25 protein-coding genes are annotated in these 25,697 nt (G+C 69.4%); 16 read left to right on the top strand and 9 right to left on the bottom strand.

The annotated features are described in order from the left end of the window. Window positions 1-153: 153 nt before the first annotated feature. Together ABT170_RS20880 and ABT170_RS20875 are read right to left on the bottom strand one after the other, a co-directional pair. Window positions 154-1,776, bottom strand: a complete 1,623-nt coding sequence (locus tag ABT170_RS20880; RefSeq protein ID WP_351869353.1) for an FAD-dependent oxidoreductase — start codon at window positions 1,774-1,776, stop codon at window positions 154-156. Window positions 1,777-2,064: 288 nt separating this feature from the next. Continuing rightward, window positions 2,065-2,766: a 2-phosphosulfolactate phosphatase gene (locus ABT170_RS20875; protein WP_329940607.1), complete on the bottom strand. Its 702-nt coding sequence runs from the start codon at window positions 2,764-2,766 to the stop codon at window positions 2,065-2,067. A gap of 798 nt (window positions 2,767-3,564) precedes the next feature. On the opposite strand from ABT170_RS20875, the gene ABT170_RS20870 reads away from it, so the two are divergent. The 4 genes from ABT170_RS20870 (at window position 3,565) to ABT170_RS20855 (ending at window position 6,247) form a co-directional block, all read left to right on the top strand. Beyond that, the gene (locus ABT170_RS20870) at window positions 3,565-4,827 is read left to right on the top strand and encodes a cytochrome P450 (RefSeq protein ID WP_351869350.1); all 1,263 of its coding nucleotides are present in this window, start codon (window positions 3,565-3,567) and stop codon (window positions 4,825-4,827) included. Further along, window positions 4,824-5,048 (top strand): ferredoxin, encoded by a 225-nt coding sequence (locus ABT170_RS20865; RefSeq protein WP_443034207.1) that lies wholly within the window; start codon window positions 4,824-4,826, stop codon window positions 5,046-5,048. Before ABT170_RS20870 ends, ABT170_RS20865 begins: the two co-directional genes overlap by 4 nt. Window positions 5,049-5,159: 111 nt before the next feature. Beyond that, entirely contained in the window at window positions 5,160-5,348 is a 189-nt protein-coding gene (locus tag ABT170_RS20860; RefSeq protein WP_351869347.1) for a hypothetical protein, read from the top strand. 98 nt (window positions 5,349-5,446) lie between these two features. Next, window positions 5,447-6,247, top strand: coding sequence for an SAM-dependent methyltransferase (locus ABT170_RS20855; protein WP_443034206.1), 801 nt, complete (start codon window positions 5,447-5,449; stop codon window positions 6,245-6,247). Between the two features lie 471 nt (window positions 6,248-6,718). On the opposite strand, the gene ABT170_RS20850 is transcribed toward ABT170_RS20855, so the two are convergent. Further along, window positions 6,719-7,555, bottom strand: a complete 837-nt coding sequence (locus tag ABT170_RS20850) for an EamA family transporter (RefSeq protein ID WP_329940604.1) — start codon at window positions 7,553-7,555, stop codon at window positions 6,719-6,721. 121 nt (window positions 7,556-7,676) lie between these two features. Here ABT170_RS20850 and ABT170_RS20845 point away from each other — a divergent pair, with 121 nt between their 5' ends. The 4 genes from ABT170_RS20845 to ABT170_RS20830 all read left to right on the top strand — a co-directional run bounded on the left by ABT170_RS20845 (window position 7,677) and on the right by ABT170_RS20830 (window position 13,937). Then, entirely contained in the window at window positions 7,677-8,261 is a 585-nt protein-coding gene (locus ABT170_RS20845; protein WP_351869343.1) for a helix-turn-helix domain-containing protein, read from the top strand. 1,958 nt (window positions 8,262-10,219) lie between these two features. Continuing rightward, the gene (locus ABT170_RS20840) at window positions 10,220-10,390 is read left to right on the top strand and encodes a hypothetical protein (RefSeq protein WP_351869340.1); all 171 of its coding nucleotides are present in this window, start codon (window positions 10,220-10,222) and stop codon (window positions 10,388-10,390) included. A 340-nt stretch (window positions 10,391-10,730) separates the two neighbouring features. Further along, window positions 10,731-12,509, top strand: a complete 1,779-nt coding sequence (locus tag ABT170_RS20835) for a hypothetical protein (protein ID WP_351869338.1) — start codon at window positions 10,731-10,733, stop codon at window positions 12,507-12,509. A gap of 39 nt (window positions 12,510-12,548) precedes the next feature. After that, complete coding sequence (locus ABT170_RS20830) at window positions 12,549-13,937, top strand: cytochrome P450 (protein WP_351869335.1); 1,389 nt, start codon at window positions 12,549-12,551, stop codon at window positions 13,935-13,937. 126 nt (window positions 13,938-14,063) lie between these two features. Here the strand turns inward: ABT170_RS20830 and ABT170_RS20825 are convergent, their stop codons facing one another. After that, on the bottom strand, window positions 14,064-14,540 hold the full coding sequence (locus ABT170_RS20825; protein ID WP_329941604.1) for a GNAT family N-acetyltransferase: 477 nt from the start codon (window positions 14,538-14,540) through the stop codon (window positions 14,064-14,066). Window positions 14,541-14,684: 144 nt separating this feature from the next. Here ABT170_RS20825 and ABT170_RS20820 point away from each other — a divergent pair, with 144 nt between their 5' ends. From ABT170_RS20820 to ABT170_RS20795, 6 genes are all read left to right on the top strand, one after another. Next, window positions 14,685-15,029 (top strand): hypothetical protein, encoded by a 345-nt coding sequence (locus ABT170_RS20820; RefSeq protein WP_329941603.1) that lies wholly within the window; start codon window positions 14,685-14,687, stop codon window positions 15,027-15,029. Continuing rightward, on the top strand, window positions 15,026-15,277 hold the full coding sequence (locus tag ABT170_RS20815) for a hypothetical protein (protein ID WP_329941602.1): 252 nt from the start codon (window positions 15,026-15,028) through the stop codon (window positions 15,275-15,277). The genes ABT170_RS20820 and ABT170_RS20815 overlap by 4 nt, the downstream gene beginning before the upstream one ends. Window positions 15,278-15,403: 126 nt before the next feature. Next, window positions 15,404-15,850: a hypothetical protein gene (locus tag ABT170_RS20810; RefSeq protein ID WP_329941601.1), complete on the top strand. Its 447-nt coding sequence runs from the start codon at window positions 15,404-15,406 to the stop codon at window positions 15,848-15,850. 97 nt (window positions 15,851-15,947) lie between these two features. After that, window positions 15,948-16,508 carry a hypothetical protein gene (locus ABT170_RS20805; protein ID WP_329941600.1) on the top strand — a complete coding sequence of 187 codons (561 nt, stop codon included), beginning with the start codon at window positions 15,948-15,950 and terminating at the stop codon, window positions 16,506-16,508. Between the two features lie 488 nt (window positions 16,509-16,996). Beyond that, the gene (locus ABT170_RS20800; protein WP_351869330.1) at window positions 16,997-17,605 is read left to right on the top strand and encodes an ArsR/SmtB family transcription factor; all 609 of its coding nucleotides are present in this window, start codon (window positions 16,997-16,999) and stop codon (window positions 17,603-17,605) included. After that, a complete protein-coding gene (locus ABT170_RS20795) occupies window positions 17,602-18,876 on the top strand; it encodes an MFS transporter (RefSeq protein WP_351869327.1) in 1,275 nt (424 codons plus the stop codon). The genes ABT170_RS20800 and ABT170_RS20795 overlap by 4 nt, the downstream gene beginning before the upstream one ends. 138 nt (window positions 18,877-19,014) lie before the next feature. Here ABT170_RS20795 and ABT170_RS20790 read toward each other — a convergent pair whose 3' ends face one another. Together ABT170_RS20790 and ABT170_RS20785 are read right to left on the bottom strand one after the other, a co-directional pair. Then, the gene (locus ABT170_RS20790; protein WP_351869325.1) at window positions 19,015-19,737 is read right to left on the bottom strand and encodes a hypothetical protein; all 723 of its coding nucleotides are present in this window, start codon (window positions 19,735-19,737) and stop codon (window positions 19,015-19,017) included. A gap of 370 nt (window positions 19,738-20,107) precedes the next feature. After that, window positions 20,108-21,715, bottom strand: coding sequence for an AbeC-like domain-containing protein (locus ABT170_RS20785; protein WP_351869322.1), 1,608 nt, complete (start codon window positions 21,713-21,715; stop codon window positions 20,108-20,110). Between the two features lie 355 nt (window positions 21,716-22,070). On the opposite strand from ABT170_RS20785, the gene ABT170_RS20780 reads away from it, so the two are divergent. Both ABT170_RS20780 and ABT170_RS20775 read left to right on the top strand, forming a co-directional pair. Then, entirely contained in the window at window positions 22,071-22,445 is a 375-nt protein-coding gene (locus tag ABT170_RS20780) for a hypothetical protein (RefSeq protein ID WP_329941612.1), read from the top strand. 557 nt (window positions 22,446-23,002) lie between these two features. Continuing rightward, the gene (locus ABT170_RS20775) at window positions 23,003-24,031 is read left to right on the top strand and encodes a phage baseplate protein (RefSeq protein ID WP_351869320.1); all 1,029 of its coding nucleotides are present in this window, start codon (window positions 23,003-23,005) and stop codon (window positions 24,029-24,031) included. 104 nt (window positions 24,032-24,135) lie between these two features. Here ABT170_RS20775 and ABT170_RS20770 read toward each other — a convergent pair whose 3' ends face one another. From ABT170_RS20770 to ABT170_RS20760, 3 genes are all read right to left on the bottom strand, one after another. Next, window positions 24,136-24,438, bottom strand: a complete 303-nt coding sequence (locus ABT170_RS20770) for a helix-turn-helix domain-containing protein (protein WP_351869317.1) — start codon at window positions 24,436-24,438, stop codon at window positions 24,136-24,138. Then, a complete protein-coding gene (locus tag ABT170_RS20765) occupies window positions 24,438-25,025 on the bottom strand; it encodes a DUF2975 domain-containing protein (protein WP_351869315.1) in 588 nt (195 codons plus the stop codon). Before ABT170_RS20765 ends, ABT170_RS20770 begins: the two co-directional genes overlap by 1 nt. A gap of 200 nt (window positions 25,026-25,225) precedes the next feature. Further along, window positions 25,226-25,672, bottom strand: coding sequence for an SRPBCC family protein (locus ABT170_RS20760; protein WP_329941592.1), 447 nt, complete (start codon window positions 25,670-25,672; stop codon window positions 25,226-25,228). Window positions 25,673-25,697 lie beyond the last annotated feature (25 nt).

The raw sequence follows: 25,697 nt of genomic DNA, 5'->3' as shown, positions 1-25,697 counted from the left end.
GCCGGAGGATCCCGCTCAGGGGCTGACGGCCGCCCGGCGACGGGGAAGCGGAAGGGAGTGCGGCGGAGGGAAGCGGAAGGGCGTACGGCGGCGAGGGGGATGCCCATGGCTCCCCCTGGTGAGGTGCGGGGCGCGCGGGGAAGGCGGGGAGGGTCAGGCGGCCATGCCCGCGGACCAGGTGGCGTAGCCACCGTCGAGATTGGAGCTGTCCCTGCCGAGGCCCGCGAGGAGCCGCTGCGCGTTGTGACCGCGCAGACCTACCTGGCAGTGGACGACGAGGTCGCCCGCGGGCAGTTCGGCGACGCGCTCGCGCAGCTCGTCCAGCGGGATGTTGAGCGCGCCGGGGATCGCGCCCCGGGCGTGCTCGGCGGCCGTACGTACGTCGACGACGGTGGCGCCGGCTTCGCGGGCGGCGTCCAGTTCGTGCCACTGGACAGTGCGGACCGTGCCCGTGGCCAGGTTCTCGGCAATCATCCCGGCCATGTTGACCGGGTCCTTCGCCGAGCCGTACGGCGGCGCGTAGGCGAGCTCCAGATCGGCGAGGTCGGGCGCGGTCAGTCCGCCGGCGATGGCCGTGGCGATCACGTCGATGCGCTTGTCCACGCCGTCAGCCCCGACCGCCTGCGCTCCGAGGATCCGCAGGTCGGAAGGGTCGAAGAGGACTTTGAGGGCGATCGGGGACGCGCCCGGGTAGTAGCCCGCGTGCGAACCGGGGTGCAGGTGGACCGTCCGGTAGGCGCGGCCGGCGGCGCGCAGCCGCTTCTCGTTCCAGCCGGTTGACGCCGCGGTCAGGCCGAAGACCTGAACGACCGCGGTGCCGGTGGCGGGCCGGGCCACGACCGGGCGTCCCGCGATGGCGTCGGCGACGAGCCGGCCGTGCCGGTTGGCGAGGTTGGCCAGCGGCACCAGGGTGCTCCCGCCGGTGAGCCCGTCACGCTTCTCGGCGGCGTCGCCCACCGCGTAAATGGCCGGGTCACTGGTGAGCCCCGTCTCGTCGACGGCGATCCCGCCGCGCGGCCCGATGGTCAGCCCGGCCCCGCGCGCCAGGCCCGTCTCGGGGCGGACGCCGATCGCCATCAGGACCACATCGGCCGGTACGGTGCGCCCGTCGTCCAGGCGTACGCAGTCCTCCCCGACCTCCTTCAGCTGAGTACCGAGCGCGAGCTCCACCCCACCGGAACGCAGCTCCGCGGCGAGCGGCGCGGCCATCTCGGGGTCGAGCGGCGGCATCACCTGGTCGGAGAGCTCGACGAGTGTCACCCGCAGGCCACGGCGGCGCAGGTTCTCCGCCGCCTCCACGCCGATGAACCCGGCACCGACCACGACGGCGGTACGCGCACCCCCGTCCAGCTCGGCGGCGATCCGGTCGGCGTCCGACACATCACGCAGCGTGAAAGCTCGTTCGATTCCTGGCAGCTGGGGCACGAATGGCCGGGCACCGGGAGAGAGCACCAGCCGGTCGTACGACTCCGCGTACTCCTCCCCGCTCGCCAGATCCCGCACCCGCACGGTGCGCGACACCGGGTCCACGGCGATCGCCTCGCTGCGGACCCGTACATCGAGCCGGAACCGGGCGCGCAGCGCCTCGGGCGTCTGCACCAGCAGCTTGTCGCGTTCCTCGATGACCCCGCCGAGGAAGTACGGCAGGCCGCAGTTGGCGTAGCTGACGTGAGCGCCGCGCTCCAGCACGACGATCTCCGCCCGCTCGTCCAGGCGACGCAGCCGGGTGGCCGCGGACATGCCGCCCGCCACGCCTCCGATGATGACGACCTTCACGGATACCTCCTGGGGTGCACTGCCGACGATATACCCCCCAGGGTATCGCCACGTCCTGGGGGGTTCGAGGGCCGAAGGTCCTGAGCCGCCGGGAACGCCCAGCTCACAGACTTCCGACCCGGACCTGACCCGGCTCACTTCACAGCACGTGGAGGCCATCCGGTCCCAGGAAGCGGCCGCAACAGCTCGGCCGACTGCCCGGCGCCCCCTCGATCAGGGCATGCGGTTGATACCACGCACCCGGCAGGGCACTCGCTCCCGCACGCCGGGCGCAGGCCTCACCAACGATCAGACGGGGGCCTCGCCGGTCGGCGAGAGCATCACATGGGGACGCAGGACCATGAGTGAGTCCTCCGAGGTCGCCACCATGGCGAAGGGGAAACGGTCGACCTCAAGGCAGAGCGCGACGTCATCAGGGTGGACCCCTTGACGCACTCCTTGCGCCAGTTCCGCAGCGGCGCGCGATGCGGCAGCACGGCGGAGGAACTCGGCAGCGTCCGACCCAGCCCCGGCGACCCTCCGAGCGATGTACTGAGCACACGCCAGATCCTCATCGGCCCGCCCGTCCTCGCCAGTGATGACGAACGTGACGCTGCCGCTCCCACGCGTCCGCAGGAGCCGGGCCGTTGCCTCCGCCACGACGAAGGCGGCGCACAGCACCAGCGGCGCCTCCTTGACCGCGAGGGCGCCGACCGTCCCTGCCGTGGTCTTCTGCACGACGGTCCGTCCGTCCAGGTCGATCGACCGCATCAGGCCCGGCGAGTTGACGGTGTCGAACCCGGGCGCGGCCGGACCGTCCTTGAGCGCCACCCAATCCGGGTGGCGGGCCTTGAGCGCCAGGGCTTCGTCCAGCGCCCCAGCAAGAACGATCTTTTCCGCACCCTGGGCAAAGGCCCAGGCAGCTACGGTGAAAGCGCGCATGACGTCGACCACGACCGCCACGGACGGGGGTTCGACCAGATCAGGGATACCGAGGTAACGAGCGTCCATTCGGGCCATGATCGCGCCCGAACGCCCAGGCCTCATCAAGTCCACCACCTCATGGCATCACCATGACTTCACCTTCACACCCCCGCAGGCCCGCCTCCCCTAGAGTGACACGACACCACACACTCTGCGGCAAGAGTGTGCAGGTCAGAGCCTCATAGACGACTAGGAGCCAATTTGGCTCGCAAATGGCGTCTCCCATGTGCCATGATGACGCCATGAATCTCTTACGCGATGGCGGCACCCTCAGACACGAGTGGGCCGTCGCTGCGGACGTCGGCGACCATGCCCGTACGCCGCCTGAGCGGCTCGCCGCCCCTACGCGCTCCGCCACCCGGCTCGCCCCGCCCCACCGCACTGTCAGCCGCCATGGGCGGGCTCGCACGGAAGCCGGTGCCGGTCTCCGTCGGCGTACGGCTGCGCGGCTCACCCCGAGTGCACGGTGACACCGGCGCCCGCACCCGCACCGTTCCGGGAGAAGCCGGTGCCGTTCACGGCCCCGGCCGCACCCGCCCCCGTACCGCCCCCGCCGTCTGCGGATACCGATGAGACCGCCCCATCGCGGAGCGCCTTCCCCCTCCCCGCCGGCCTCAAGGCCCGCGCCGAGAGTCCCGCCCGGTTCGCGACGCCCTTCGGGCGGACGGCGGCACTGTCGGCATACGCCCGAGCCGCTCGCCCGGTCGGCCACGTATGGCCGCACCGCACCTTCCGAACCGGACCCGGGCGGTAACCGCCGCTTCCCACAAACCACTTCACCGATCCGCACCAGCCTGCCTCGCACCACGACCACGGGAGGACCCCATGTCGCACGACCCGACGGCCGTCGGCACCACCACCGGTGTCGCAACCGACGGCATCACCGCCGATGATCTCCCCACCCTGCCCACCGACCGGCACACCGGCTGCCCCTTCGACCCGCCCGAAGAACTCACCGCCCTGAGCGATGAGCCGATGCGCCGCATGCGCTACGCCGACGGACACGTGGGCCGGCTGGTCACCGGCCACGCCACTGCCCGCGCGATCCTGGCCGACCCCCGCTTCAGCTCGCGTTACGAACTCCTGCATCTGCCGCTGCCGATGGAGGGCATGTCGGGGGAGATACCGCCGGCGCCGGTCGGCGACATCACCGGCCTCGACGCCCCCGGGCACACCCGCTACCGGCGCCTGCTCACCGGGAAGTTCACCGTCCGCAGGATGCGTCAGCTCACCGCACGTGTGGAGCGGTTCACCGAGGAATGTCTGGATGCCATGGAACAGGCCGGGCCCACGGCCGACCTGGTGCAGGCGTTCGCACACCCCGTGCCCGCGCTCATGATCTGCGAGCTGCTCGGCGTGCCGTACACCGACCGGAAGCGGTTCCAGGGCCATGTGGCGACCGTCTTCGATCAGACGGCGGATGCGGAGGCGACGGGCGAGGCCTATACGGCGCTGCTCCAGTACCTGGCCGAACTCGTCCTCGCCAAGCGCGCCGAGCCCACCGACGACCTGCTCAGCGATCTGACCGCCTCCGACCTCACCGATGAGGAGCTGGCGGGGGTCGGCGGGCTGCTGCTCGCCGCCGGACTCGACACCACCGCGAACATGCTCGGCCTCGGCACCTTCGCCCTGCTCAGCAATCCCGACCAGCTGGACGCTCTGCGCGCCGACCCGGGCCTGGCCGAGCAGACCGTGGAGGAGCTGCTGCGCTACCTCAGCGTGGCCGACCCCCTCCTTCGGTCGGCGCTCACGGACGTCGAGGTCGAGGGCACGCTCATCAGGGCGGGCGAGACGGTGACCATTTCCGTGCAGGCCGTCAACCGGGACCCGCACAGGTTCCCCGACCCCAACCGGCTCGACATCCACCGCAAGGCGAGCGGGCACCTGGCCTTCGGCCACGGCGCCCACCAGTGCCTGGGCCAGCAGCTCGCCCGCGTCGAGATGGCCGTCGCCTTCCCCGCGCTGCTCGCCCGCTTCCCCACCTTGCGCCTCGCGGTGCCACCGCAGGAGGTACCGCTGCGCAACCGCTCCAACATCTACGGCGTGATCAGCCTGCCCGTCACCTGGGACACGGGAGTAGCGCGATGAGCGACCCGCAAACGCCGATGCGTCTCGGCGTCGACCGTGAACGCTGCGCCGGCGCCGGCATGTGCGTCCTGACCGCGCCCGCGGTCTTCGACCAGGACGAGGAGGAAGGCCTGGTGGTACTCCTGCACCCCGCACCGGCACCCGAACACCGCGCCGCCGCCCGGATGGCCGTCGGCCTCTGTCCCGCCGGGGCCATCGCCCTCAACTCCCCGGACTCGTAGCGACCGTGGCACGTTCCCGACCGAGAGCCCCCCACCCACCGGGGACCGCGCATATCGTGGACCCGTTGGGGGGCTCCGGCCGTGCGGACCCGTCCGCCACGCTCACTGCGCATGACGACGGGACAGGGTCCGGAACTGCTCGCGCACGACCGGACGGCGACCGTTCCCGTCCCGCTGATCAACCAAGTCCACCGCATCCACCTCGACTTCGCACTCCCGCGCGATGGCCGGCAGTCGATCACCCGGAGCTTTCGCCCTCCGCGTCCAACCCGGGACCGATCCACAGGACTTGAGCAGTGATCCGGGACGGGGTTCGAGCGGCGATGATGGCCAAGTCCCCGTGGCTCGACCGGCGTGCAACCATACGCATAGACAACTGGCGTACGAGTATGACAAGTATGGAGAGCGCTTTGAGCAGCAACGACGCTGACTTCCGTAGGCGGATCCGGTCGGACGTGCCGCATTCCGCCCGGGTATGGAACGCCTGGCTGGGCGGGAAGGACAACTACCCGGTCGACCGGGAGCTGGCCGACGTGGTGAGCGCGGCCTACCCGCAGACGGTCGACATCGCCCGCGCCTCGCGTGCGTTCCAGGTCCGTGCTGTCCGGTACCTTGCCGGGCTGGGCGTGCGTCAGTTCCTGGATGTGGGAACGGGCCTGCCGGTGGAGAACAGCACTCATGAGGTGGCGCAGAGCATCGTGCCCCAGGCCCGGATCGTCTATGTGGACAACGACCCCATCGTGCTGGTCCACGCGGCGGCATTGCTGACCAGCGCTCCTGAGGGCCGCACGGACTACGTGGAGGCTGACCTGTCCGACACGGACGCGGTGGTGGAGGCGGCCTCCAAGACGCTGGACCTGTCCGAGCCCGTCGCCGTGATGCTGCTGTCGACCCTGGGACACCTGGCCCCGGCCGAGGGAATCGAAGTGGTCCAGAGATACATGGCCCGTATGCCGTCCGGGAGCTGCCTCGTACTGTGCGACACGGTGAAGACACCCGCCACGCTCGCGGCCGAGAAGGCGTACGCATCGGGCGACAACCCGCCCTATCTGGTGCGGGAACCGGAAGAGATCACCGGATGCGCCGAGGGTCTGGAATTGGTCGAGCCGGGCTTCGTATCGATCTCGCAGTGGCGGCCGGCCGCCGGCGAGGAGACGGTACCCGTCGACCAGTGGGGACTCGTCGCCCGCAAACCTTGAACCTGCTGCGCGCCGGCGTCTGGTGCCGGGCTGCGGCGCCTCTCCGGCGCGGCGGCCCAGGTCCTCCGCACGCCGGGCCGTGCCCACCCGTTCGCCGGCGCTTCCGGATGGTCGGGGGGAGCACTGCTGCACGAGGGCGGAACGGGCCGGCCCCTCACAGGCGCGGGCGGGAGCTCCGGGCAGTCGCTCTCGACAGGGAGTGGGAGTTCGGCGCCCGCGAACTCGACGGGCGTAAACGGTTCACCGCTTCCGCTCGCCGATCGTCCGCAGTAGAAGACGGGCATCAGGTTCGCCGGGCCGGTGTCCGCGACGGCGGCATGTGCGGCGGGGCTGATGCCCGCCTGGCCCTGGCCACCCCGCTGCCGTCGTGGACACCGGCCCGGCGCCTGCCGCCGTCCTCTACAGGCGGCAGACCGAACAGCGTCCGGCCGCTCCTCTCCTTGCGCGCGATCGATGGAGGTGGGCGGCCGCTCAGGTCAGGGCGAGGAGGCCTACGGCGATGGCGGCGGTGCCGAGCCCGACCAGCTGGCCGCGGTGGATCCGTTCGGCCAGCACGCTGCGGGCGAGCAGAACAGTGCCCGCCGGGTAGAGGGCGGTGATCACGGCGACGACGGCGAGGTCCCCGCTGCGGACAGCCATGAGGAACAGCAGATTCGCCACCGAGTCCAGCAGGCCCGCCGCCGCCGACACCGCGTAGGCGGGCTTCTCGGACCCCAGCCGGCGAAACATCAGCCCGGCCGCGGTCAGGGTGACTGCCGAGGAGACCGCCCGGCCCACGATCAGCGGGGCTACCCCGCTGTCGGAGGGCGCCTGGTGCAAGAAGACCAGCTGGAGGGCGATCGCCGCACCGGCGCCGAGGGCCAGCAGCAGAGCCGTACGGGAGGGGCGGGCCGTCCCGGCGCCGTGACCGGCACTGACCATCACCACCGCGGCCAGCGCGAGCGGCAGGCCCACAAGTCCGGCGGCACCAAGATGCTCGCCCTGCAACAGACCCACGCCGACGGGAAGCATGGCGGACACCAGGGCGGTCACAGGCGAGAGCACGTTCATCGGGCCCATCGCCAGAGTCTTGTAGAGCAGGGTGAACGCGCCGGCCGAAGCCACCCCGGACGCGGCACCCCAGCCGAGGGTGCCGGCGCTGAAGGAGGCACCGAGCACCGGCCACAGCATGATCTCCAGCGCGAGAGAAGCCGGGGCCGCGATCATCACGGTGCGCAGCACATGGGCCTTGCGCGCGCCGAGGCCGCCGAGGAAGTCGGCGCACCCATAGGCGAGGGAGCTGCCCAGGGCCAGCAGCAGAGCGATCACGGCACATCCCTTACGATGTAATGGAACGACCAGACCGTACAACGAACCGACCGCCCCGTGTCAACCAACCGATCGCACGGTGCATCTCCGCGGTCCCCTTTTTTGTGAGGATGGTGATCGGATGGCCGAGACGGACGCAGCGCTGCGGACGCTCGCACACAACGTCAGGGCGGCACGCACCCGGGCCGGGCTCTCCCTGGATGAACTCGGCCGGCGCGCCAAGGTCAGCAAGGGCGCCCTGGTCGCCCTGGAGAAGGCACAGGGGAACCCGAACTTCGCGACTCTGGTACGGCTGGCCGACACGCTCGGCGTTTCCGTGTCCGCCCTCATGGAGGGACGGGCCGAGGGTCGTGTCCGCGTCGTCTCCGCCGACACAGTGACGCCACTGTGGACCGGCGAGCGGGGCAGCGAAGCCCGGCTCATGCTGACGACCTCGGGTCCGGCCCCCACCGAAGTCTGGCGCTGGCAACTCCAGCCGGGCGAGGAATACCCCAGCCACCCCCACCAGGCCGGGGTCGTGGAAACCGTGAGCGTCACCTCCGGCCGGATGATCCTGGTGATCGACGGCACCGAGCACCTCGTCGAAGCCGGACAGACCGCCGGCTTCGACGGCGACGCCCCCCACGCCTACCGCGGCGCCGGGGCCGGCACCTGCCACCTGATCATGACCGTCCACCTGCCGCCCGGTCCCGCCTCCACGGCCTGACCCTCGCAGCGCGGGTCGGGCGGCCAGTCACGTCGACGACCCCGGCCTCACCGATCACCTGAACCGGTATCGGCACCGGTACCGGCACCGCGCTGTGTCACTGCGGATCCACCTGAGTGGGCCGAGAACAACGTCCTCGTGCGGTCCTCGTTCCGCGAGGCAGGCACGGTGAACTGAAAGCTGCCGACCGGTCGGTGCGGGGTCCGGGTGAGGGAAGGTGGTGCGCGGGAGCGGGGGTCGGGGCAGGACCGCGCTCACCACCGTGCCCGGCCGGATGATCATTGTCGAAACGAGCGCAGACACGGTCTCGACCGGACGGTGGAGTGCTCGGGCGCCTGCCTGCCGGGCATTGCCCGGCCGGATCTGCCCGCCCTCGACCACACGTGCAAGGTACTCACGTGACGGGGTGGAGCCCCGGCCCGAGCGATGTCCTGCCCGGCCCCGGCGACCCCGGCCCTCCAGCGACGCGGACACCGCATGCACGCGTGGCCTCCCACCCGCCGGGCCCACCGGGTCCTCGCCCGTCCCCACCAGCTCACACCAACGATGTCTGCCCCTGCGTCAGTTGCGCCGCAGTGCACGCCCCTTCCGCACGTACAGGACGGTGCCCCCGAGAAGGAACGCCGCGCTCAATGCGGCGGCACCCATGAGGGCGGGCTCACTTCCGGTGCCGGGGAGTTGAGGCCGACCGGGATGGGACGGTGTCGGCGTCGGCTCCCCTGGAGTGGGCGGCACCGTAGGGGACGTCGGCGTCGGCGTCGGCTCCCCAGGAGTAGGCGGCACCGTAGGGGACGTCGGCGTCGGCGTCGGCGTCGGCTCCCCAGGAGTAGGCGGCACCGTAGGGGACGTCGGCGTCGGCGTCGGCTCCCCAGGAGTAGGCGGCACCGTGGGAGACGTCGGCGTCGGCGTCGGCTCTTCCGGCTCCCCATACCCCGGCGGTGTCGGACTCGGCTCCTCCGGCTCCCCATACCCCGGCGGCGTCGGACTCGGCTCCTCCGGCTCCCCGTAACCCGGCGGCGTCGGACTCGGCTCCTCCGGCTCCCCATACCCCGGCGGCGTCGGACTCGGCTCCTCCGGCTCCCCATACCCCGGCGGCGTCGGACTCGGCTCCTCCGGCTCGTCCGGAATTACGGGCGGCGCAGAGGGGGGCATCGGTGTGAGATGGCTGGGGTCCCCGTCGCCGTCACCGCCGGATCCTGACTCGTCGGACGCTTGGTCCGGAGGGGCGCACAGGTCGCTGACCGCTTGGGCGGCGATCCCACCGAGGTTGAGCTTCCCGCAGAGATCTTCGGGAAGTCCGCCGATCTCCTGGTGATGGCCGCCCGGGGTGGATTCGGGCGTGCCACCGCTGTTGCCCTCGAAGTTCGCCGCAACCGCGAACCCGCCGGTCAGCGACAGGATCCCCGACACCGCGGCGGCGGTCAGAACTCTCTTACCGATGATGGAACGCATACCGCTCTTCCTTGTGGGAGAAGGAGAAGCCACCAGGGGCACCTTTCCCTGGACTGCTGCTCGTCGGACACCAGCAACCGCTGGGGGAACGCGGGCCCATGCCGCAGCAGGTGGGAGATGTCGGACAGCGCGTCACAGTCGTCGTCCCCAACCGCGACGGGTCCTTGCCCTCCCATGCGGGGTCGGTGGGAGCGTAGGAACGTCACCGGGCGGAAAGCCGGTCACCACACTGAAGATGATCGGTAGATCATTCGATTAGCCGAACTGGGGGATGCTCCGATGTGTCCCGGAGGCCGTCTCCCCACTCCCCCGGCCTGTGTCGTCCCCGGTGCAGCCCCGGGCCGGCATGCCGCCGGACGGCGCGCTCCAAACGGTCCAGCAGCTGTCCCCCGCACCGACCGCTGGGGGCAGCGGCGAACGGCAGGACGGATTCCCGGCATTCGGCGGTGTGGCGCACCACGGCCTCGGGATCGTAGGAGGCGACCACGACCGGTTCGGGCCGGCCGGTGAGCACAGCCCAGCTCGACCACCCGTTGCCCTGCGACGTGGTGGACCTTCATGACGGCCGGCGCCTGCCCCTGTCCCACGGCACCACCGTGAGCCAGGACCGGATCAGCGCGCCGAGGATCCTCGCCGTGGAGGCAAGGACCTCGCGACCTGGCAGTACCCGCTCCTGATGCGGGCTGTCCCCGGAGAGGACTGGCTCGCCCGACTCCAAGTCCTGCGGTGCGCGCGCCGCATGAGAGAACGTCCGGACACCTGAATACGGTGGTACGGCACCGAACGCCGGAATGTACGGCACGGCACGCCTGGAGGGTGTTCATGGGTGGTGAGGCAGGAGCACGGGTGTGGCTGGATCGGTTCCCCGACCCGCTTGCGGTCCGGCGGCGTCGTGGTCCGGTGCCGGCCGGCCTCGCACAGCTGGCCGACGGCCTCTCCGACGAGGCGTGCCGGCAGAGGCTGGCGCGCCTGACCATGGGACCCCCCGGACATCCCGCGATGGATGGGGCGCAGGTCGTGACCGCCACCGATTACCGGCCGTACGAGTCACCGGGCGTCCCCGGCTCGCCGCACGGCGACCGTCTCTGCGCAGAATTCCTGGACGCGCTGTTCAGCGACGAGGTCACCAGGAGTGTCCAGCAGAGCGGGCCGATGGCGATCCTGGCAGCCACGGAGGCCGTCCGGCAGCTCCTGGCCGCTCCCGACAACCCCGAGGGGGTCCGGCTGGCCGCGCTCGTCGCCGCCATTCCCGCCAAGGGCGGTGAGGCCGGGCCGATCATCGCCGAGTACGTCGCGCGGCACGCCGTGGACGGCACCCAGGCCGCGTTGATGGCGGTTCGTGACTACTGGGGCAGCATCAACACGTTCTGGCTCCCCCGGGGGACCGGCGAGTTCCTGGACCTGTTCGGCGCCGTGTTCATCCTCGCCAGCGCCATCGACTACGCCGGTGCCTCGGACGACTCCGGGATCGGTGGCCGGGACCTGCACGTCAAGGCCGCTTCCGAGGGGATCGTTGCCGTGGCCGGGCGCGCCGCCGACCGCGCACTCCAGGAGACCGTCCTGACGTGTGGGGTGATGCTCGCCAAGGACGCACTGCGCGCTGCCTCCGCCCCGCTCCCCGACCCGCATCGGTACCTGGCCGACGCGGGTGGTCCACCGACCCCGCAGGAATACAGGTGGGCCCGGTGGTGGGACGCGGCAATGCTGCCCTACTTCCGTCTGGGTTTCGGCTCACCGCCGTACCGGACGCTCGACGACGACGGCGCCGGAACCTTCGACGCCTCGTTCCGCTGCCACCGGATCCGCCGGGCGATCGACAGCTCCTACCGCTACAACGAGATCATCGGCATCCTCACCGACTACGCCCACGCGGAAACCTGCAACGAGGCGCTGCTGGCCATCGCCGCCGGAGGGGTACGGGCAGTCACCGGATACGCCACCGCGTGCGCCCGCGTGGTGGATGACGTGCTGGCGTGCGACTGCGGGGAGGACGGGCACGAGGAGGTGGGTGAGACCGCCATGGGCGCCCTCGTCTGGTACCTGGTGACCCCCCGCTACGATGTCCGCGCCCAGCTGCACTCGCTGTCCACCACGGGAGGCGAGTTTCAGCGGGAGTTCTCCCTGAGCAGGGAGGGGCAACGGCTCGGATCGGTCGCGCGGACGAGACTGACCGACGGCGACATGCTCCACGGCCCCGGGTGGGAACCGCTGTGGTACGAGGACGACACACCCGAAACGCACTGGGCCGGTCAGCTCGCCGAACGTGCCGCACGACGCGTCGTCACCGCCGGCACCAGTACCGCCGTCACCAGCGCCTGTGCCGCCGCGGCACACAAGGCCATCAGCGCCTGCGCCACGGCCACGCCCGACAAGCTGCCGCACCTGGCACCCCTTTGGCGTGAGCTGTTCCTGACCGCCATCGGCCCCACCACCGTCGGCGCCACCACCATCGACACCACCGCCGTCAGCGCCACCACCCTTCACAGCGTCGTCACCCGACTCGCCGACCTGACAGCCCGCATCTGGTCGCACATCATCGCCGGCCCCGGAACCGCCCCCACCCCGCCCGGCAACGCCGACACCGTCCTGTCGATCGACACCTACCACGCTGTCTGGGACAGCTACTCCCTGCCTCCCCGGCAGGCAATCCCCATCCGCCGGGCCTTCATCGGCACACTGACGAGCAGCGCGGAACTCAGCGGAATCGGCCCGTGCGGCCGGCTCGTCGAAGGAATCGTCACCGCCCTGACCCCGCAGGACCAGGCCTGCGCCCCCGGCCGAACCCACCGACCGTGACCAGGATGATGCCGGCTGTCCCGACGGAGGTCGTGAGCTGTGAACGAGACCGACCCGAAGGGCGGGGCCAGGAGGACATCGGGAGTACGGGTGAGAGATCTACGGCTGATCCCCCCGGCCCCCCACGCGTGGCCTCTGATGGGCCACCTGGTGTCCTTGGCGCGGGACCCGTTGGCCTTCCTGAAGTCGCTGCCCGCCCATGGACCGTTGGTACGCGTCCACATGGGCCCAGTCCCACTGGTCGTGATCTGTGATCCGGAGCTGACCCGTCAGGCCCTGGTGGACGACCGTCTCTTCGACAAGGGCGGACCGGTGTTCGACCGCTTCCGTGACGTCCTGGGTGACGGTCTCAGCAGCTGCCCGCACCATGCCCACCGTCGGCTGCGCCGGCTGACCCAGCCTGCCTTCCACCCTGACCGTCTTCCCGGCTACGCACGAACCATGACCGCCTGTGTCGAGGAGGTGACCGGTACCTGGACGCCGGGACGAACCCTGGCCGTGCCCACCGAGATGATGTCGATCAGCTCCCGGGTCACGGCCGCCACCCTGTTCTCCAACTCCCTGCCCGGTGCGGAGCTCGGGCAGCTCATCGACGACGTCAGGACGATCGCGGGCGGGCTCTTCCGGCGCATGCTTCTGGTGCCGCCACTGGACCGGCTCCCCACTCCGGACAACCGTGCCCATCTGCGCGCACATACCCGTCTGCGTCACACCTGCGACCGGATCATCGCCGAGCGGCGGGCCGACGGCATCGACCACGGCGACCTGCTCTCGGCCCTGGTCGCAGCCCGCGATCTTGAGGACGGCGGCAGCGGCATGACGGATGCGGAGATCAGCGACACGATCCTCACCGTCTTCCTGGCCGGGACGGAGACGACGGCCAGCACACTCGCCTGGGCATTGGACCTGCTGGCCCGCCACCCCGCGGTCGAGCAGCGGTTGCACGGCGAGCTCGACTCCGTCCTGCGCGGGAACCCGGCCTCCCATGCCGATCTGCCCCGCCTGGAACTGACCGGACGCATCATCACCGAAACCCTCCGCCTGTACCCCTCGGCCTGGTTCCTCACCCGCACGGTCACCCATGACACTCACCTCGGCGGGCACCCACTCCCCGCCGGCACCAACCTCGTCTACAGCCCCTACCTCATCCACCACCGCCCCGATCTCCACACCGATCCCGAGACCTTCGACCCCGACCGCTGGGACCCCGAGCGCCCCCAGCCACCCCGACACGCCTTCATCCCCTTCGCCACCGGCGCCCGCAAGTGCATCGGCGACACCTTCGCGATGACCGAGGCCATCCTCGCCCTCGCCGACATCACCGCCCGCTGGAGCCTGGGACACCTGCCCGGCCATCACCGGACCCGCCCCGTCCTGGGGGCGTCGTTCGGACCGGGAAGACTCCGGATGCAGGCAACTTCTCGATAGCGGCAGCGGAGCCCGGTCTCCACAGGGGCGGATCGAGTCGGGAAGACGGAACGGCAGCACTGCCGTCGCCGCGCTCGGCCCAGCCCTACTGCGCCGGGCGCAGGCGCGGATCCGCCGACTAGCCGATCAGCTGGGAACGGCGCGGCCGGTGTTCGCGAGGACCGTGCGCAGATGGGCTCCCAGCATCTCGCCGGACGGCAGCTTTTCGAGACCGCATCGCCCGAAGAACGCGAGCCGGCCTGCCGGGTCGTGCGGGTCGGGGAACAGCACCAGCGCGTCGCGTCCGGCATCGAGTGCGTCAGTGGCGAACCGGTGGAGCAGCGTGCTGCCTATCCGATGGCGCCGCGCTGCCGAGGAGACCAGAAGAGTCACGATCCTCGCCCGGGGTGCCGGAAAGAGTCCGGGTTCGAGTCCGCTCCCATCGAGGAACGTTCCCTCCACGAAGCCGAGGACTGCGTCGTGCCGTACGGCGACGTACCGCTTCTCGTACAGGTGCTGGCCGAGCTTCAGCCTCTCCGCCTGATCGCGGTAGTCCTCAGCGGTGAACAGGGCGTGCAGCGCATCGCGGTGGGTGTCGCGGTACTCGGTGATCTCTACGGTCATGCTGCGTACCGTACGGCCGGAGGTCCCACGCGGCACCCCCTCCTCGGCCGCCGTTGCTCAGGTTGCCGACGAGGAACGGGGTTTGGAACTGTGCGGGACCTGTCCCCGCTACGCTGGACGATCTGACTCCACGGAGGGGATGTTATGGGTCACGAGGACTGGACGGTGGACCGACTGCATGTCGCGCTCCCCCACTCCGCATCACGGCAACAGCTCCTCCATGACGTCAACCTGACCCCGATCGATGCCCTGCCCGCCGTCCTCGACGGATGGGCGGCCGCGGCCGAGGACCTGGAGAAGGCGCGGCCGATGATCGAGGCGGCCCGGGTCAGCATGAAGTCCCACGGTGTTCTCCCCGAGGGCCTCGGGGCGCGGGACGTGACCGCGGACATCCTGCGCGACGCCGGGCCCCGCCACGACCAGACCGCACCCACCCATCGCCGCGGCGACGACACCGACCCGCAGGGTCACGGCGAGGGCGCGGCGTGACCTACCGGCTCCACATTTCCCCGGACGTCTTCGACATGTACAAGCAGCTTCCCGAGCTTGCCCGCCGGGACCTCTCACTCGTCCTGGTCGACGCACAGCAGAGCCCACTTGAGCATTCCGAGCCCTACGGTCAGGACGACGGCATCATTCGCACCGTCGCCCAGGGGCACGCCACCGCCGTCATCCTCCTCGGACACGACACCCGCATGCTCACGGTGCTGGCTATCGCGTACGCCGGGCCGGCCTGAACCGTCGAGGCGTGTGCCTTGTTCCGCTTCTCGCGACACACGTCGTCGCCGGTGCCAGGACCCCTCTTCGGGTGACGCCCGGCGTGTACGGCAGGCCCGATCCCCTACGGGCAGCACAGTGACCACATGACCATCGAACTCGACGCCGACGTCGAAAAGTTGCCGTCCCGCCGCCGGACTCTGCCCGAAGGCGTTCAGATCGCCAGGCAGCTACTGGCCGGTGTCGGGAACTATCACATGCGCCGGGCCATCATCCTTCTCGGCTACTGCCAGAACGGGTACTGGCTGTGCCGGTTCACCCACGACCCCGCCCTGGCCGGGATCCTCGAACCGGCCGAACACCCCGCACTGCTGGACTGGGTTCAGGTCGTGCAACTCCTTCGCACACCGGAGGTCCTCAAGGACGACGACCTGGAGCCCGGCGCCATGGACTGTCGCCTCGTCCTCCTTGAGATCGCCGCGTCCCTCGGCGCGGGCCGCCCCGTCGACCTGCGCCGAGCCGCCCGTGTCCTGCCGGCCGCGGAGTGGCGCGACCTCCTCGGCCGGATCGAGCCCGCGGCCGACTTCTCCTGAGAGCCGTTCGGGCAGACGCGGGAGTGGTGTTGGCCATGCGCGGCAACCGCACTACAGCGGCATGGCCCACCGCCCGGCAGTTGATAAAATCATCGTCGTGACAGAGCTGGAAGAGCTGGTACTGACCCCCGCCGAGCGGGCACAGGGTGTCGGAGTCGACCGTGTGATGTTCAGCATGGACTGGTCCGGTGAGGAGGTCCCGGGCCGACTGGCGGCGTTCGCGGCCGGCCGGGTACGGGCCTTCGGGTCGGAACCGACAGACATCGAGACCGATGTTGTCCACCGAGCGGCCGAGAGCGACCCGACCCTGCGCCGCGGTGACGTCCCGGTTCGTCAGCTCGATCATCTGTCCGGTGTACTGGCCCGTCTCGGCTGTACGCTCATGGTGCTGGACAGCGGCACCGACACGTACGAGGTGCTGGTCGCGCCGACCGGTGAGCGCGAGCTGACCGGATTGAGGTACGAGGACCTCCCGGTGCGGGCCTGGGGCTCGGCACCCGAAGAGACCCTGGTCAGCCTGGACTGCCCGAACTGCTCGCAGATGGTGGTCTGGCAGCTGCCGGCGTCCCAGACCCTGGCCGACGAGCACTGCCCTTGCGGAACCGCGTTGTTCGACGCTGCCGGCCACCCACTGCCCAACGTCACTCTCCACGACTGAGCCGCCCAGTACCCCCTCGGCCTCGGCTGATCCTCACCACGTGGAAACAGTTCCCGCCGAACCACACCGTGACCGATTCGCGCCGATGCCGCACTCGCACGGTGCGTTTCCACGCAGATCCCGGACCATGACTCATCCGCTGCCGACGCGTGGGGCGACAACGCCCCACGCCCGCTTCCGGGTGATCTGTTCGCCTTCACCCAAGGTTTCACGGCCGGCGCCGGCACCGCCTCACCGCCGTCGCCGAGCACCGGCCCCGTTGTTCCCCCCGGTGACCGTTCCCGGCACTTCCTGAGCGACCGCGGGCGACAGTGACCCCCGGCATCTTTGCCACGGTCTTCGGTGTACCGGAGCCGACAGCCATCCCGCACACGGGAAGCCACCCATCTCCGCAAGGCCCGCCCCCGCCCGCCGGCGGATCTGGGCATACCCGACCCCGAATATTTGAGAGTTGACTCTCAGATATTCTGAGAGGAGACTCTCACGCCATGGACTCCAGTAATCGCCTGGGCGATATCGAGATCAGTGACCCGCAAGCGATGCGGGCGTTGGCGCATCCCGTGCGGCTGGCGATCCTCGACCGCTTGACGCGGCACGGGCCCGCCACCGCGACGCAGCTCGCCCCGGATGTGGGAGCGACGCCATCGGTGACCAGCTGGCATCTGAGGCACTTGGCCGGCTTCGGACTGGTCCGCGACAGCGAGCCCGGCCCGGACCGCCGCCAGAGGCGGTGGGAGGCGGCGGCACGCGGCTTCCGGTTCCAGACCCCGCAGGATCCAGCCGATGAGGCGGGCCGGTCGGCCGCGCGGGTGCTGTCGCAGCAGATGTTCCTGCGCTACGCGGACCTGCCGAGCCGGTGGGCGGCAGAGGTGGAGCCCGAACTCGATCCGGTGTGGCAGCGGCTGGCAGGGCTGGCGAACACCCGCCTCGTCGTCTCCGCCGAGGAACTCGCCGCCATTGAGGACGGGATCGAGCGCATCCTCGCGCCGTATGTCACTCGCGACCCGGCCGAGCGGCCGGCCGACAGCCGCGGCGTCCAGGTGATGCGCTACGTGCTGCCGGAAGGTGCCGAGGAGCAGACCGGGCAGACGCCGTGAACGGCGCGGGACGGACCGCTGCGATATCGCTGTGGCGAGATCAACGGTTCCGCCGCTTCTGGGCCGGAAACGCGGTTTCACAGTTCGGCGACCGGATCACCGAACTGGCCCTGCCTCTGATCGCTGTCAGCGCCCTGAACGCCTCGGCCAATCAGGTTGCTTGGTTGACCGCACTCATCTGGGTCCCGAACCTACTGGCAATCCTCCTGGGGGCCTGGGTCGACCAGCGCGCTCGCAAACGCCGTCTGATGATCACCGCCGACCTGCTGCGCGCCGCGGTGCTGCTCAGCGTCCCGGCAGCCTACGTGCTGGGAGCAGTGACGCTCGGTCAGCTGTACGCCGTGGCGTTGCTCACGGGCGCTGCCGGAGTTCTGTTCAACACCGCCTATCCCCCATTCTTCGTGGGCCTCGTGCCGCGCAGGTCGTATGTGGAGGCGAACAGCAAGCTCAGCGCCAGCCGGTCCGCCTCATATGTCGCCGGCCCGGCCATCGGCGGCGCTCTGATCCAGATCTTCACCGCCCCCGTGACCCTCGTCGTTGATGCCTTGACCTTCCTGGTCTCGGCGGTCCTGATCGGCCGTGTCCCGGTCGACGAACCGCCGACATCCGCCGAGACGACGGCACCCTCGCTCTCGCGGCGCGCAAGGGAGGGACTGGCACTCGTCGTCCGTCATCCAGTGCTGCGGGCCAGTCTGGGATGCGCGGCGACCGTCAACTTCTTCACGTTCCTCGCCGGCAGTGGGCTGACCGTGCTGTTCGCCAGCCGGAACCTCGGTCTGTCCGCAGGAGTCATCGGTACCGCGTTCGGGATCGGCGCGACGGGTTCGCTCCTCGGCGCCCTCGTCGCTCCAAGAATCTCGCGACGGTTCGGTGTGGGGCGCAGCATCGTCGTGGGGGCAGTGCTCTTCCCCGCTCCGATCGCCATCGCCGCTGCGGCGGGCGGTCCGCTCTGGCTCCGCGCAGGAGCCCTCGCCGCGTCCCAGTTCCTGTCCGGATTCGGTGTCATGCTGTTCGACGTCAACCTCAACGCCCTGCAGACCACGGTGATCCCCGACGGCCTGCGCAGTCGTGTAGCCGGCGCGTACAGCACGATCAATTACGGGGTTCGGCCCGTAGGCGCTGTCGTCGGCGGCCTCCTGGCCACCGTGGTCGGACTGCGCGCCACGCTCGTTGTCGCCGCCCTTGGCGGAGCCCTGTCGATGCTTTGGCTGCTGCCCTCGCCGATACCTCGTATCCGCTCCCTGACACCGGACAGAACCGCGGTTGGGTGAACGTGTGCTCTTCGGTGGATATCAGACCATCGCCCACCACCTTCCAGCGGAGAGCCCGGGACGCGCCGTGGGGCCGGGCAACATGGGTGGTGAATAACCATCAGGAATTCCGGCGCATCCATCACACCGGCTTGTTCGTCAGACCCTCTCACCGCATACGGTGATTCCGTGTTCGTCGAACGTCCAGGAACTGCCTTCGCAGTCGCCACTATTGGGGGTCACGCCCGTGATCCTGATGATGTACGTGTAGTCATCGGGGATGTCGCCATCGCAGGGAGTGATCGCGTTGCGGCTCAAGCGCTCCTCTTCGTCGGCGAACATGCATTGGCCGGCACGGAAGTTGCGGTTCAGGCAGAAGACAGTCTCTGAGAAGTCTTCGTTGTCGTGGGACCAGTTGTAGTCGTACTCCGAGCACTCCGTGGAATCCTCGGCGATCGACATCACACGGTAGTAGGCCCCGGTGCCGCTGCAACTGGCCGCTTGGGGAGTCTCGGGCGACCAGGCCCCGTAGAGATCGTTGAAGTTGTCCAGACAGTCGTCGATGCCGATGCCGGCGAACAACGCGTCCTCGGGGCTGGGTGGAGTGGGGCTGCTCTCCACTCCACCGGAAGCGGCCGTCGCCCCGGGCGCGGTCTGAGTGCCGTCCGGCGTACTCGGCCAGGTCTGGACCGGGAGGGCGGAGCCCGAGGAGTGGGGCTCCCGGTCCGGCGCCCATGCCCAGATCGCGGCGCCCACCGCCACGCACAGCAGGACCGCGACCGCCGTCACCACCGCGACTCGCACGGTCCTGGTGCCCGGCGGCGGCCCCTCCGGGATGTCCGGCTCCGTCCAGTCCTGCCTTTTCTCGTCCCACTGGTCCACGGTGCCTACCCCTGCCTGTCAATGAGTCGGGCGTACGGATTGGCTGCCCGTCCGCCGTGACGAGCCCGGTCGCCGCCGCACCCATCGCGGCCTGGCCGCGCAGCCATTCCGTACACCCGGTTGTGGTTTTCCGCCGGTCCGGATCTCCCCGGCGGCGGCACCGGGTTGGGCATCCAGGTCACCCCGTGCGTCCGGCTTCTCGCACACGTGCGTCACGGCCGACGTGGCCGCGCCCGTCGGTCGTGCCCCTGCGCGAAGCCCACAGCCTGAGCATGCGAGCCCTGAGCTGCAGCGTTGTCATCCCTGATGCTGATCCCGTCTGGCCGGGGCTCGGGATTCCGTTTGCCCACTGTCATGAGGTGTCGCCTTTTCAGTCCTTGGTCGCCGTCTTCGACTGCACTTGCTTCGCCGAGGACTTCTCGCCCACAGCGACTGCGCTGCTGCTGATCTCCCCGATGAACACGCCGCCCTCGCTCACATTGATGACGTAGCGCTCGAAGTCACCTGTCTCGTAGCCCTTCACATGAAGCGCCCGGCCCACCCCGCTGGAGATCCGGTCCTGGAGCGTCTTCACGTACCGGCTGATGTCCATCTCCTGGAACAGGGAGATCTCCTCCACACTCCCCAGCTCCCGCACTGACGCGGCCGGCCCGTCGGGCAGGGCGTACTGCGGCACGGTCAGCCAGACGCGGATGGCCGAGACGACCGTGCGGAACAGACAGAGCCCGGCGGCGACGCCCGCGCCGGGACCAGTGAGCAGCACGTGGACGAGGCTGCGCGACAGGTCGCCCTCCGTGGCATGCCGCGCGATCACATCGGCCGAACGGAACTGTGGGCGCAGCGGGTTGAGCACGTGCGGGATGACCTCCAGTACGAGCATGCCTCCCTGGGTGTGGACTCGGACCAGGACAGAGATCCCGACCTGTTCGTCCCACGCCCCGATACGTACCCGAAGGAAGTGCCGGCGCCCCTCGCCGCCCTCGCCGACAGCCGCTTCCACGTGCCGGTCGGTTTGGTCGAGCTCCTGCGCAAAACGATCCCGGGGCAGTCCGACCGGCAGATACACCATCTCGTCGATTTCGAGGGAGCGGAGGCGGTCGCGGCTGGTGGCCGCCGACTCGCGCAGTTCCTCCAGTTGAGGCTTTACGAGGTCGATGACCTCACGTCCGGTGAGCGGCTGGGCTCCGACGTTGACGCCCTTCAACTCCATCACCACGGACCACGGCTTATACGGTTTGCCCGCTCCGACGAACGGTCGGAACGGGTCGTAGATGGTCAGCCTCGCATGCTGTTCGCGGTCGATGGCTGCGCCGATCCGCTCGAACTGCTCACCGTCCGGAAGCTTCTGGCGGGGACCTGCCCTGAAGGCGTCACGGCCGAGCTCCTTGCGGATGATCTCCTGAACGCGCCTGCGGTACTCCCCTACGGGCAGCATCAGCAGTATCGGGAGCACCAAGGCCGCCCAGACGTCCGCGCCGGAGAAGACCGAGAAGACGGCAGTGCCCCAGTAGACGAACATCAAGGCGAACGGCAGGACGGGCAGGACTGCCTTCAGCCGGCCCCGCGTGGCCCGCTTCAGTACGGCGCGGTCCAGCGTGAAGGTGGTGGCCGTGGGCCCTTGCATGGCATGGGTCACCAGGCAGACCAGCCCGTACGCCAGGAACCAGGGGATCGGGAACACCGTCTGCTCGGAGCCGGTCCCTGCCAGTCCCAGCCCGATGAACAGCGCCCAGATCAGCAGCAGCACCAGCCCGGTGCCGGTCTCACGGCGCCGGGCGCGCAGTGCGTGCGCGAGGACCGGAAGGGCGTCGATGCCCAGCGAGGGAGCAACCGGGCGCTCCTCGTGCTCGACCAGCTCCTCGATGACCCGACGCCGGAACGCCCCGTCGAAGTAGACACCCGCGCACAGCAGCCGGGTCGCCTCGCTGTGTGTGTACCGGGGGCTGTCATTCGGGGCAGCCTGCTCAGGAACGGTCACTACGGGACGTCCTCGTGTGATTCCTGCGTAATTGAACGGCCCGAAATCTCTGTGGTGTCATAGTCACAAAGAGTAGGGAGCTTTGTTCCAGCCTGACAAGCCGTTAGGTAGGAGGGCATCTGATTTGAGTAGTCGGTGTTTCGGGATGCTCTTTTGACTGCTCACAATGGTGAGCCGTTGGACAGTTGGTGAGCATTTCGTCGTCCGTATCCCAGTGATGTATGCGATGCCGGTGGGCATTGACCGAGCCGGTGTTCACCGTGTGGCGCGACTCCCACGCGGGTATCCTGCTGCGGAAGTTGCAGGAGTTGCAGGTGTCCAGGACAAGCGAAACGCCGTTTCAGCCGGGGGCAACATGGTGCGCGTGCTCAAGACAGTGGTCCCGGTCCTCGCCGTGGTGGCGGTGGCAGCGGGGTGTTCCTCGTCCGAGGGCAAGGACGACCAGCAGTTGACCGCGCAGCGGGAGTACTACTGTACGCAGCTGGGGGCATGGCAGAAGGCGCGGAACGCGGCGGACACGGACACACCGGAGCCGTCCGAATACGACGAGGTCGGGGCCGTCGCCGAGGACGCCTTCCTGGCGATGCGACCGCTCCAGGACGAGGCCGTCGGTGGAGGACGCACCTTGGCGGAGGCGACGGTGGCGGCGATGAACAACAGCGACTCCGAGGCGGAGGGACGCGTTGTGCAGTACTGCGGAGACGTCGGCTTCGAGACGCTGACCCGTTAGCCGTATTGACGCGTAGTGCTGTTAGCACGGCTGCTGATAGAGGAGCTTGCCTCCGAGTGCGGTGTGGCAGCGGTGGTGGTTGTGGTGGTGGCAAAGGCACCGGCACAACCGGCCGGCCTCGTGCGGCCGACCGGGGTACGCCCGCACCCACGGGCCGCGATCGGTCCCGGTCCCCGATCACCGCGTCGGCCTGGCTGTGCCGCCGAATTCGGCACCGATCTGCGCGGGCAGCCGTTCGATGGGACTCGATCTCCGGGGAAGACGGAAGTGCTCCCCCTGTCGGCGGCTACCGGAGCGTGAGTCGGCAGGACCCGCACACCTTCATAGGCATCCGGCTGGAGCGGCCCCGCCGCCCGACACGTTTCCCGTCGGACAGAGCGCCGGCGCTTCCTCCGAACCGAGGACGATTCACCGAAGTACCGCTGCTGCAGGCGTAGTTCATCCTGTCGACACTCATCGTCCCGATGGATAGGTTGATCGTGATCCACCAAATCAGCCGAACGACCAGCAGGGTGATGCACTTGCGCGAAAATACCCAGATCGGCGGAGCATCTGCCGTGAGTCGTCGTACGCTCCTCCGCACCGGTACAGGGATAGCAGCCGTCGCCGCGAGCGGTGGCCTGTCCCTGTTCGCGGCCGGACCGGCGTCCGCGACCGTCCCGACGTCGCAGCGCTTCGTATTCGAGGGAGCCGGCGGCGATCCCGTGGTGCGGGCCATACTTCACCAGCCTTACTGGGCGATGCAGTCCTTCGCCATCGACCACGTCCACGGTCACATGTACTTCGTGCAGACCAAGGTCGGGAGCACCAACGGCGACCTCTGGATGACCAGGACCAGCATGACCGGCACAGTGCTGGGTGCCATGGCGCTCCACGGGTTCGACCACGGTTCGTCGATTGCGATCCAGCCGGACACGTTCGGATCTCCGTACGTGTGGCTCGCGGGTGACTGGAGGAGCCTGTCCCCCGGGACGGCCCCCAACAGCCATGTGATCTGCCGCATCAAGTACAGCGACGACAGCGTGCTCGACTACTCCGACAGCGCGAGGGTCTGGACATTCCCGATCGGCCTCTCCGATTTCCGGGACTGTCCGAGACCGTCGATCGATCCCTATACCAACCGACTGCTCATCCGGTACATGGGAACGACGAGTCCGTGGCGCCTCGCGCTGTTCGACCTCCCCGCCGTCATCAACAAGGGCATCAGCGACACCACTCCCATCCTCGCCAAGCGTGCCCTTCCCACCAACGCCCAACTCGGTCTCGCCGACTCCGACCACTTCCAGGGCGTGACGTCGTACGGGCAGTACGCCTACCTCTCCTACGGTGGTCCGCCCGCGAAGCCCTCGGACCCGGCCAAACCGTCCTACCTGGTCCGTCTCGACATGAACAAGACGGGGGGTTCGGTCGAGGAGGTGTTCCAGACGAAGGCGGGCGAGTCTCTGCCGGGTCGCGAACCTCAGGGGATGGCGATCTGGCGGTCACCGGACGGCCCGCGCCTCGCGTTCGGGTTCTCCAGCAAGCTCATCGACAGTCCGGACGAGTTCCGGGCGACCGTCTTCTACAAGAGCGACCTCACCGGGTAAGTCCACTGAAACGTAAGCCCGTTCGGGCTTGCGCGATCTTCCGTCGGCCGTACGGCACGGGTCCCCCGTGCCGTACGGCCGACGGCGGCGGGGCTGACACGCCTTCATGGCTCGGGGTCCGGCCCCGACTCCACCGGACCGGAACCGGAACCGGAACCGGAGCCTTTCAGCCCTTGGGCCGCCTCGTCGGGATTGTGGGTGATCAGGTCCCCCGGCTGACACTGGAGAACCTCGCAGATCCGCGACAGGGTCGAGAAGCGGATGGCCTTGGCCCGGCCGTTCTTGAGCACGGACAGGTTGACGACGGTGATGCCCACCTGCGCGGAGAGTTCGGTGAGCGTCATACCACGCCGGGCGAGCATTCGGTCGAGATGGATCCGGATGGCATGGAGTTCCTCTTCGGGCATCAGATGGTCCCTTCGAGGTCCTCTCGCATGCGCACGCCCTGGCGCATGATCTTCCCCATGATCACTGCGGCGAGGCCCGCGAGGACGAGCTCCTGTGATCCGGAGACCGTCGGCCCGGAACCCACTATCGGTGCCATGCTCGCAACGAGCCAGGACTGCGACCATCCGACGACGAGGCCGGCCAGCGGCGTGCCCACGGCGATGAACCAGCCGAGAACGGAAAGCCGTTGCGCCACCACCTCGGTGAACGGCCCCTGCAACTGGACGGTCTTCAGCAGCCGGGAGAAGAGCAGCAGTGCGAGGGTGCCGAACAACAGCCAGGGCAGTTCGCTCCCGAGGTCCGCAGCACGCTGACCGGTGGAGGGGCCGTCCTGACAGAGGCGCGTGGCACTGCTGGACGCCTCCACACCTGTGTTGACCGACAGGCTGTCCGGCGCCAGTGAGGCATTGCTCCAGAAGCCCGTCTGAACGCAGACCGCCCCGTCATCGATCATGTGCGTAAACCCCGTGCCGACGAAGGCCAGCCCGGAGAGCACCGCCAGCATGAAGGTCACCGAGGCCAGAGCCCTCGTGAGTCGCGTGTTCACCGCACCCCTCCCTATCGAATTTCGATATGTTCGAGGCTAGCGGAGCATATCGATATTCGACAAGTCCACGTTCGTCTGCGAGGCGGTTCCTCACGGCTGGAGGCCAACGGTTCGCACTCCACGAGCGGAGGGCCCGGTCGGCATCGCCGGGGCGCGATCCGGGTGCGGTCTGGATGCGGGCGGGCGCCGACTGGGGTGCCTCAAGCGTTTCCGGCGTGCTCCCGCACCGCGATCCGGGCCAGCTTCGTCAGCATCATTCCGTTGCGGACCGCGACGAGGTAGTCCACGGGGAGCCCGTGCAGCCGGGTGCCGGGGCCCCGGAGGGGGTGCCAGTCGAGGACGAAGAGGGTGTTCTCGCTCCAGGGGATCAAGTTCATGGCGATACGGGCTGCGCCGAACGGCTCCGCCTTCGCCTCCAGTTCCAGACGGCGCTGCGGCTCGCAGATACGGACGACGCAGGTGTCATCGAGGGTCAGCGGACCTGCCCCGACCCGGACTCTCAGACGGGCGCCGACCTCCGGCCAGTGCGGGTCGGCGGCGAGAACCCTCCGGGTACCCGTGACCCACTCCCCATAGCGGTGGCCGTCGGACAACAGGCCCCACACCTCGGACGGCGAGCTCAGGATCAGACGGCGGTTCCGGGCCATGCCGATCACGCTCCTTCGCCGTGGC

Source organism: Streptomyces sp. NPDC001787, from assembly GCF_040297465.1.
Lineage (GTDB): Bacteria > Actinomycetota > Actinomycetes > Streptomycetales > Streptomycetaceae > Streptomyces.
This window is presented reverse-complemented; position numbering and strand designations above follow the sequence as displayed.

Excerpts from the sequence above, each read along its gene's own strand:
- ABT170_RS20820 (WP_329941603.1), top strand. The coding sequence starts at position 14,685 with ATGGGTCACGAGGACTGGACGGTGGACCGACTGCATGTCGCGCTCCCC.
- ABT170_RS20875 (WP_329940607.1), bottom strand. The coding sequence starts at position 2,766 with ATGGACGCTCGTTACCTCGGTATCCCTGATCTGGTCGAACCCCCGTCC.
- ABT170_RS20780 (WP_329941612.1), top strand. The coding sequence starts at position 22,071 with ATGGTGCGCGTGCTCAAGACAGTGGTCCCGGTCCTCGCCGTGGTGGCG.
- ABT170_RS20810 (WP_329941601.1), top strand. The coding sequence starts at position 15,404 with ATGACCATCGAACTCGACGCCGACGTCGAAAAGTTGCCGTCCCGCCGC.
- ABT170_RS20865 (WP_443034207.1), top strand. The coding sequence starts at position 4,824 with ATGAGCGACCCGCAAACGCCGATGCGTCTCGGCGTCGACCGTGAACGC.
- ABT170_RS20760 (WP_329941592.1), bottom strand. The coding sequence starts at position 25,672 with ATGGCCCGGAACCGCCGTCTGATCCTGAGCTCGCCGTCCGAGGTGTGG.
- ABT170_RS20860 (WP_351869347.1), top strand. The coding sequence starts at position 5,160 with ATGACGACGGGACAGGGTCCGGAACTGCTCGCGCACGACCGGACGGCG.
- ABT170_RS20845 (WP_351869343.1), top strand. The coding sequence starts at position 7,677 with ATGGCCGAGACGGACGCAGCGCTGCGGACGCTCGCACACAACGTCAGG.
- ABT170_RS20825 (WP_329941604.1), bottom strand. The coding sequence starts at position 14,540 with ATGACCGTAGAGATCACCGAGTACCGCGACACCCACCGCGATGCGCTG.
- ABT170_RS20800 (WP_351869330.1), top strand. The coding sequence starts at position 16,997 with ATGGACTCCAGTAATCGCCTGGGCGATATCGAGATCAGTGACCCGCAA.
- ABT170_RS20855 (WP_443034206.1), top strand. The coding sequence starts at position 5,447 with ATGGAGAGCGCTTTGAGCAGCAACGACGCTGACTTCCGTAGGCGGATC.
- ABT170_RS20770 (WP_351869317.1), bottom strand. The coding sequence starts at position 24,438 with ATGCCCGAAGAGGAACTCCATGCCATCCGGATCCATCTCGACCGAATG.
- ABT170_RS20870 (WP_351869350.1), top strand. The coding sequence starts at position 3,565 with ATGTCGCACGACCCGACGGCCGTCGGCACCACCACCGGTGTCGCAACC.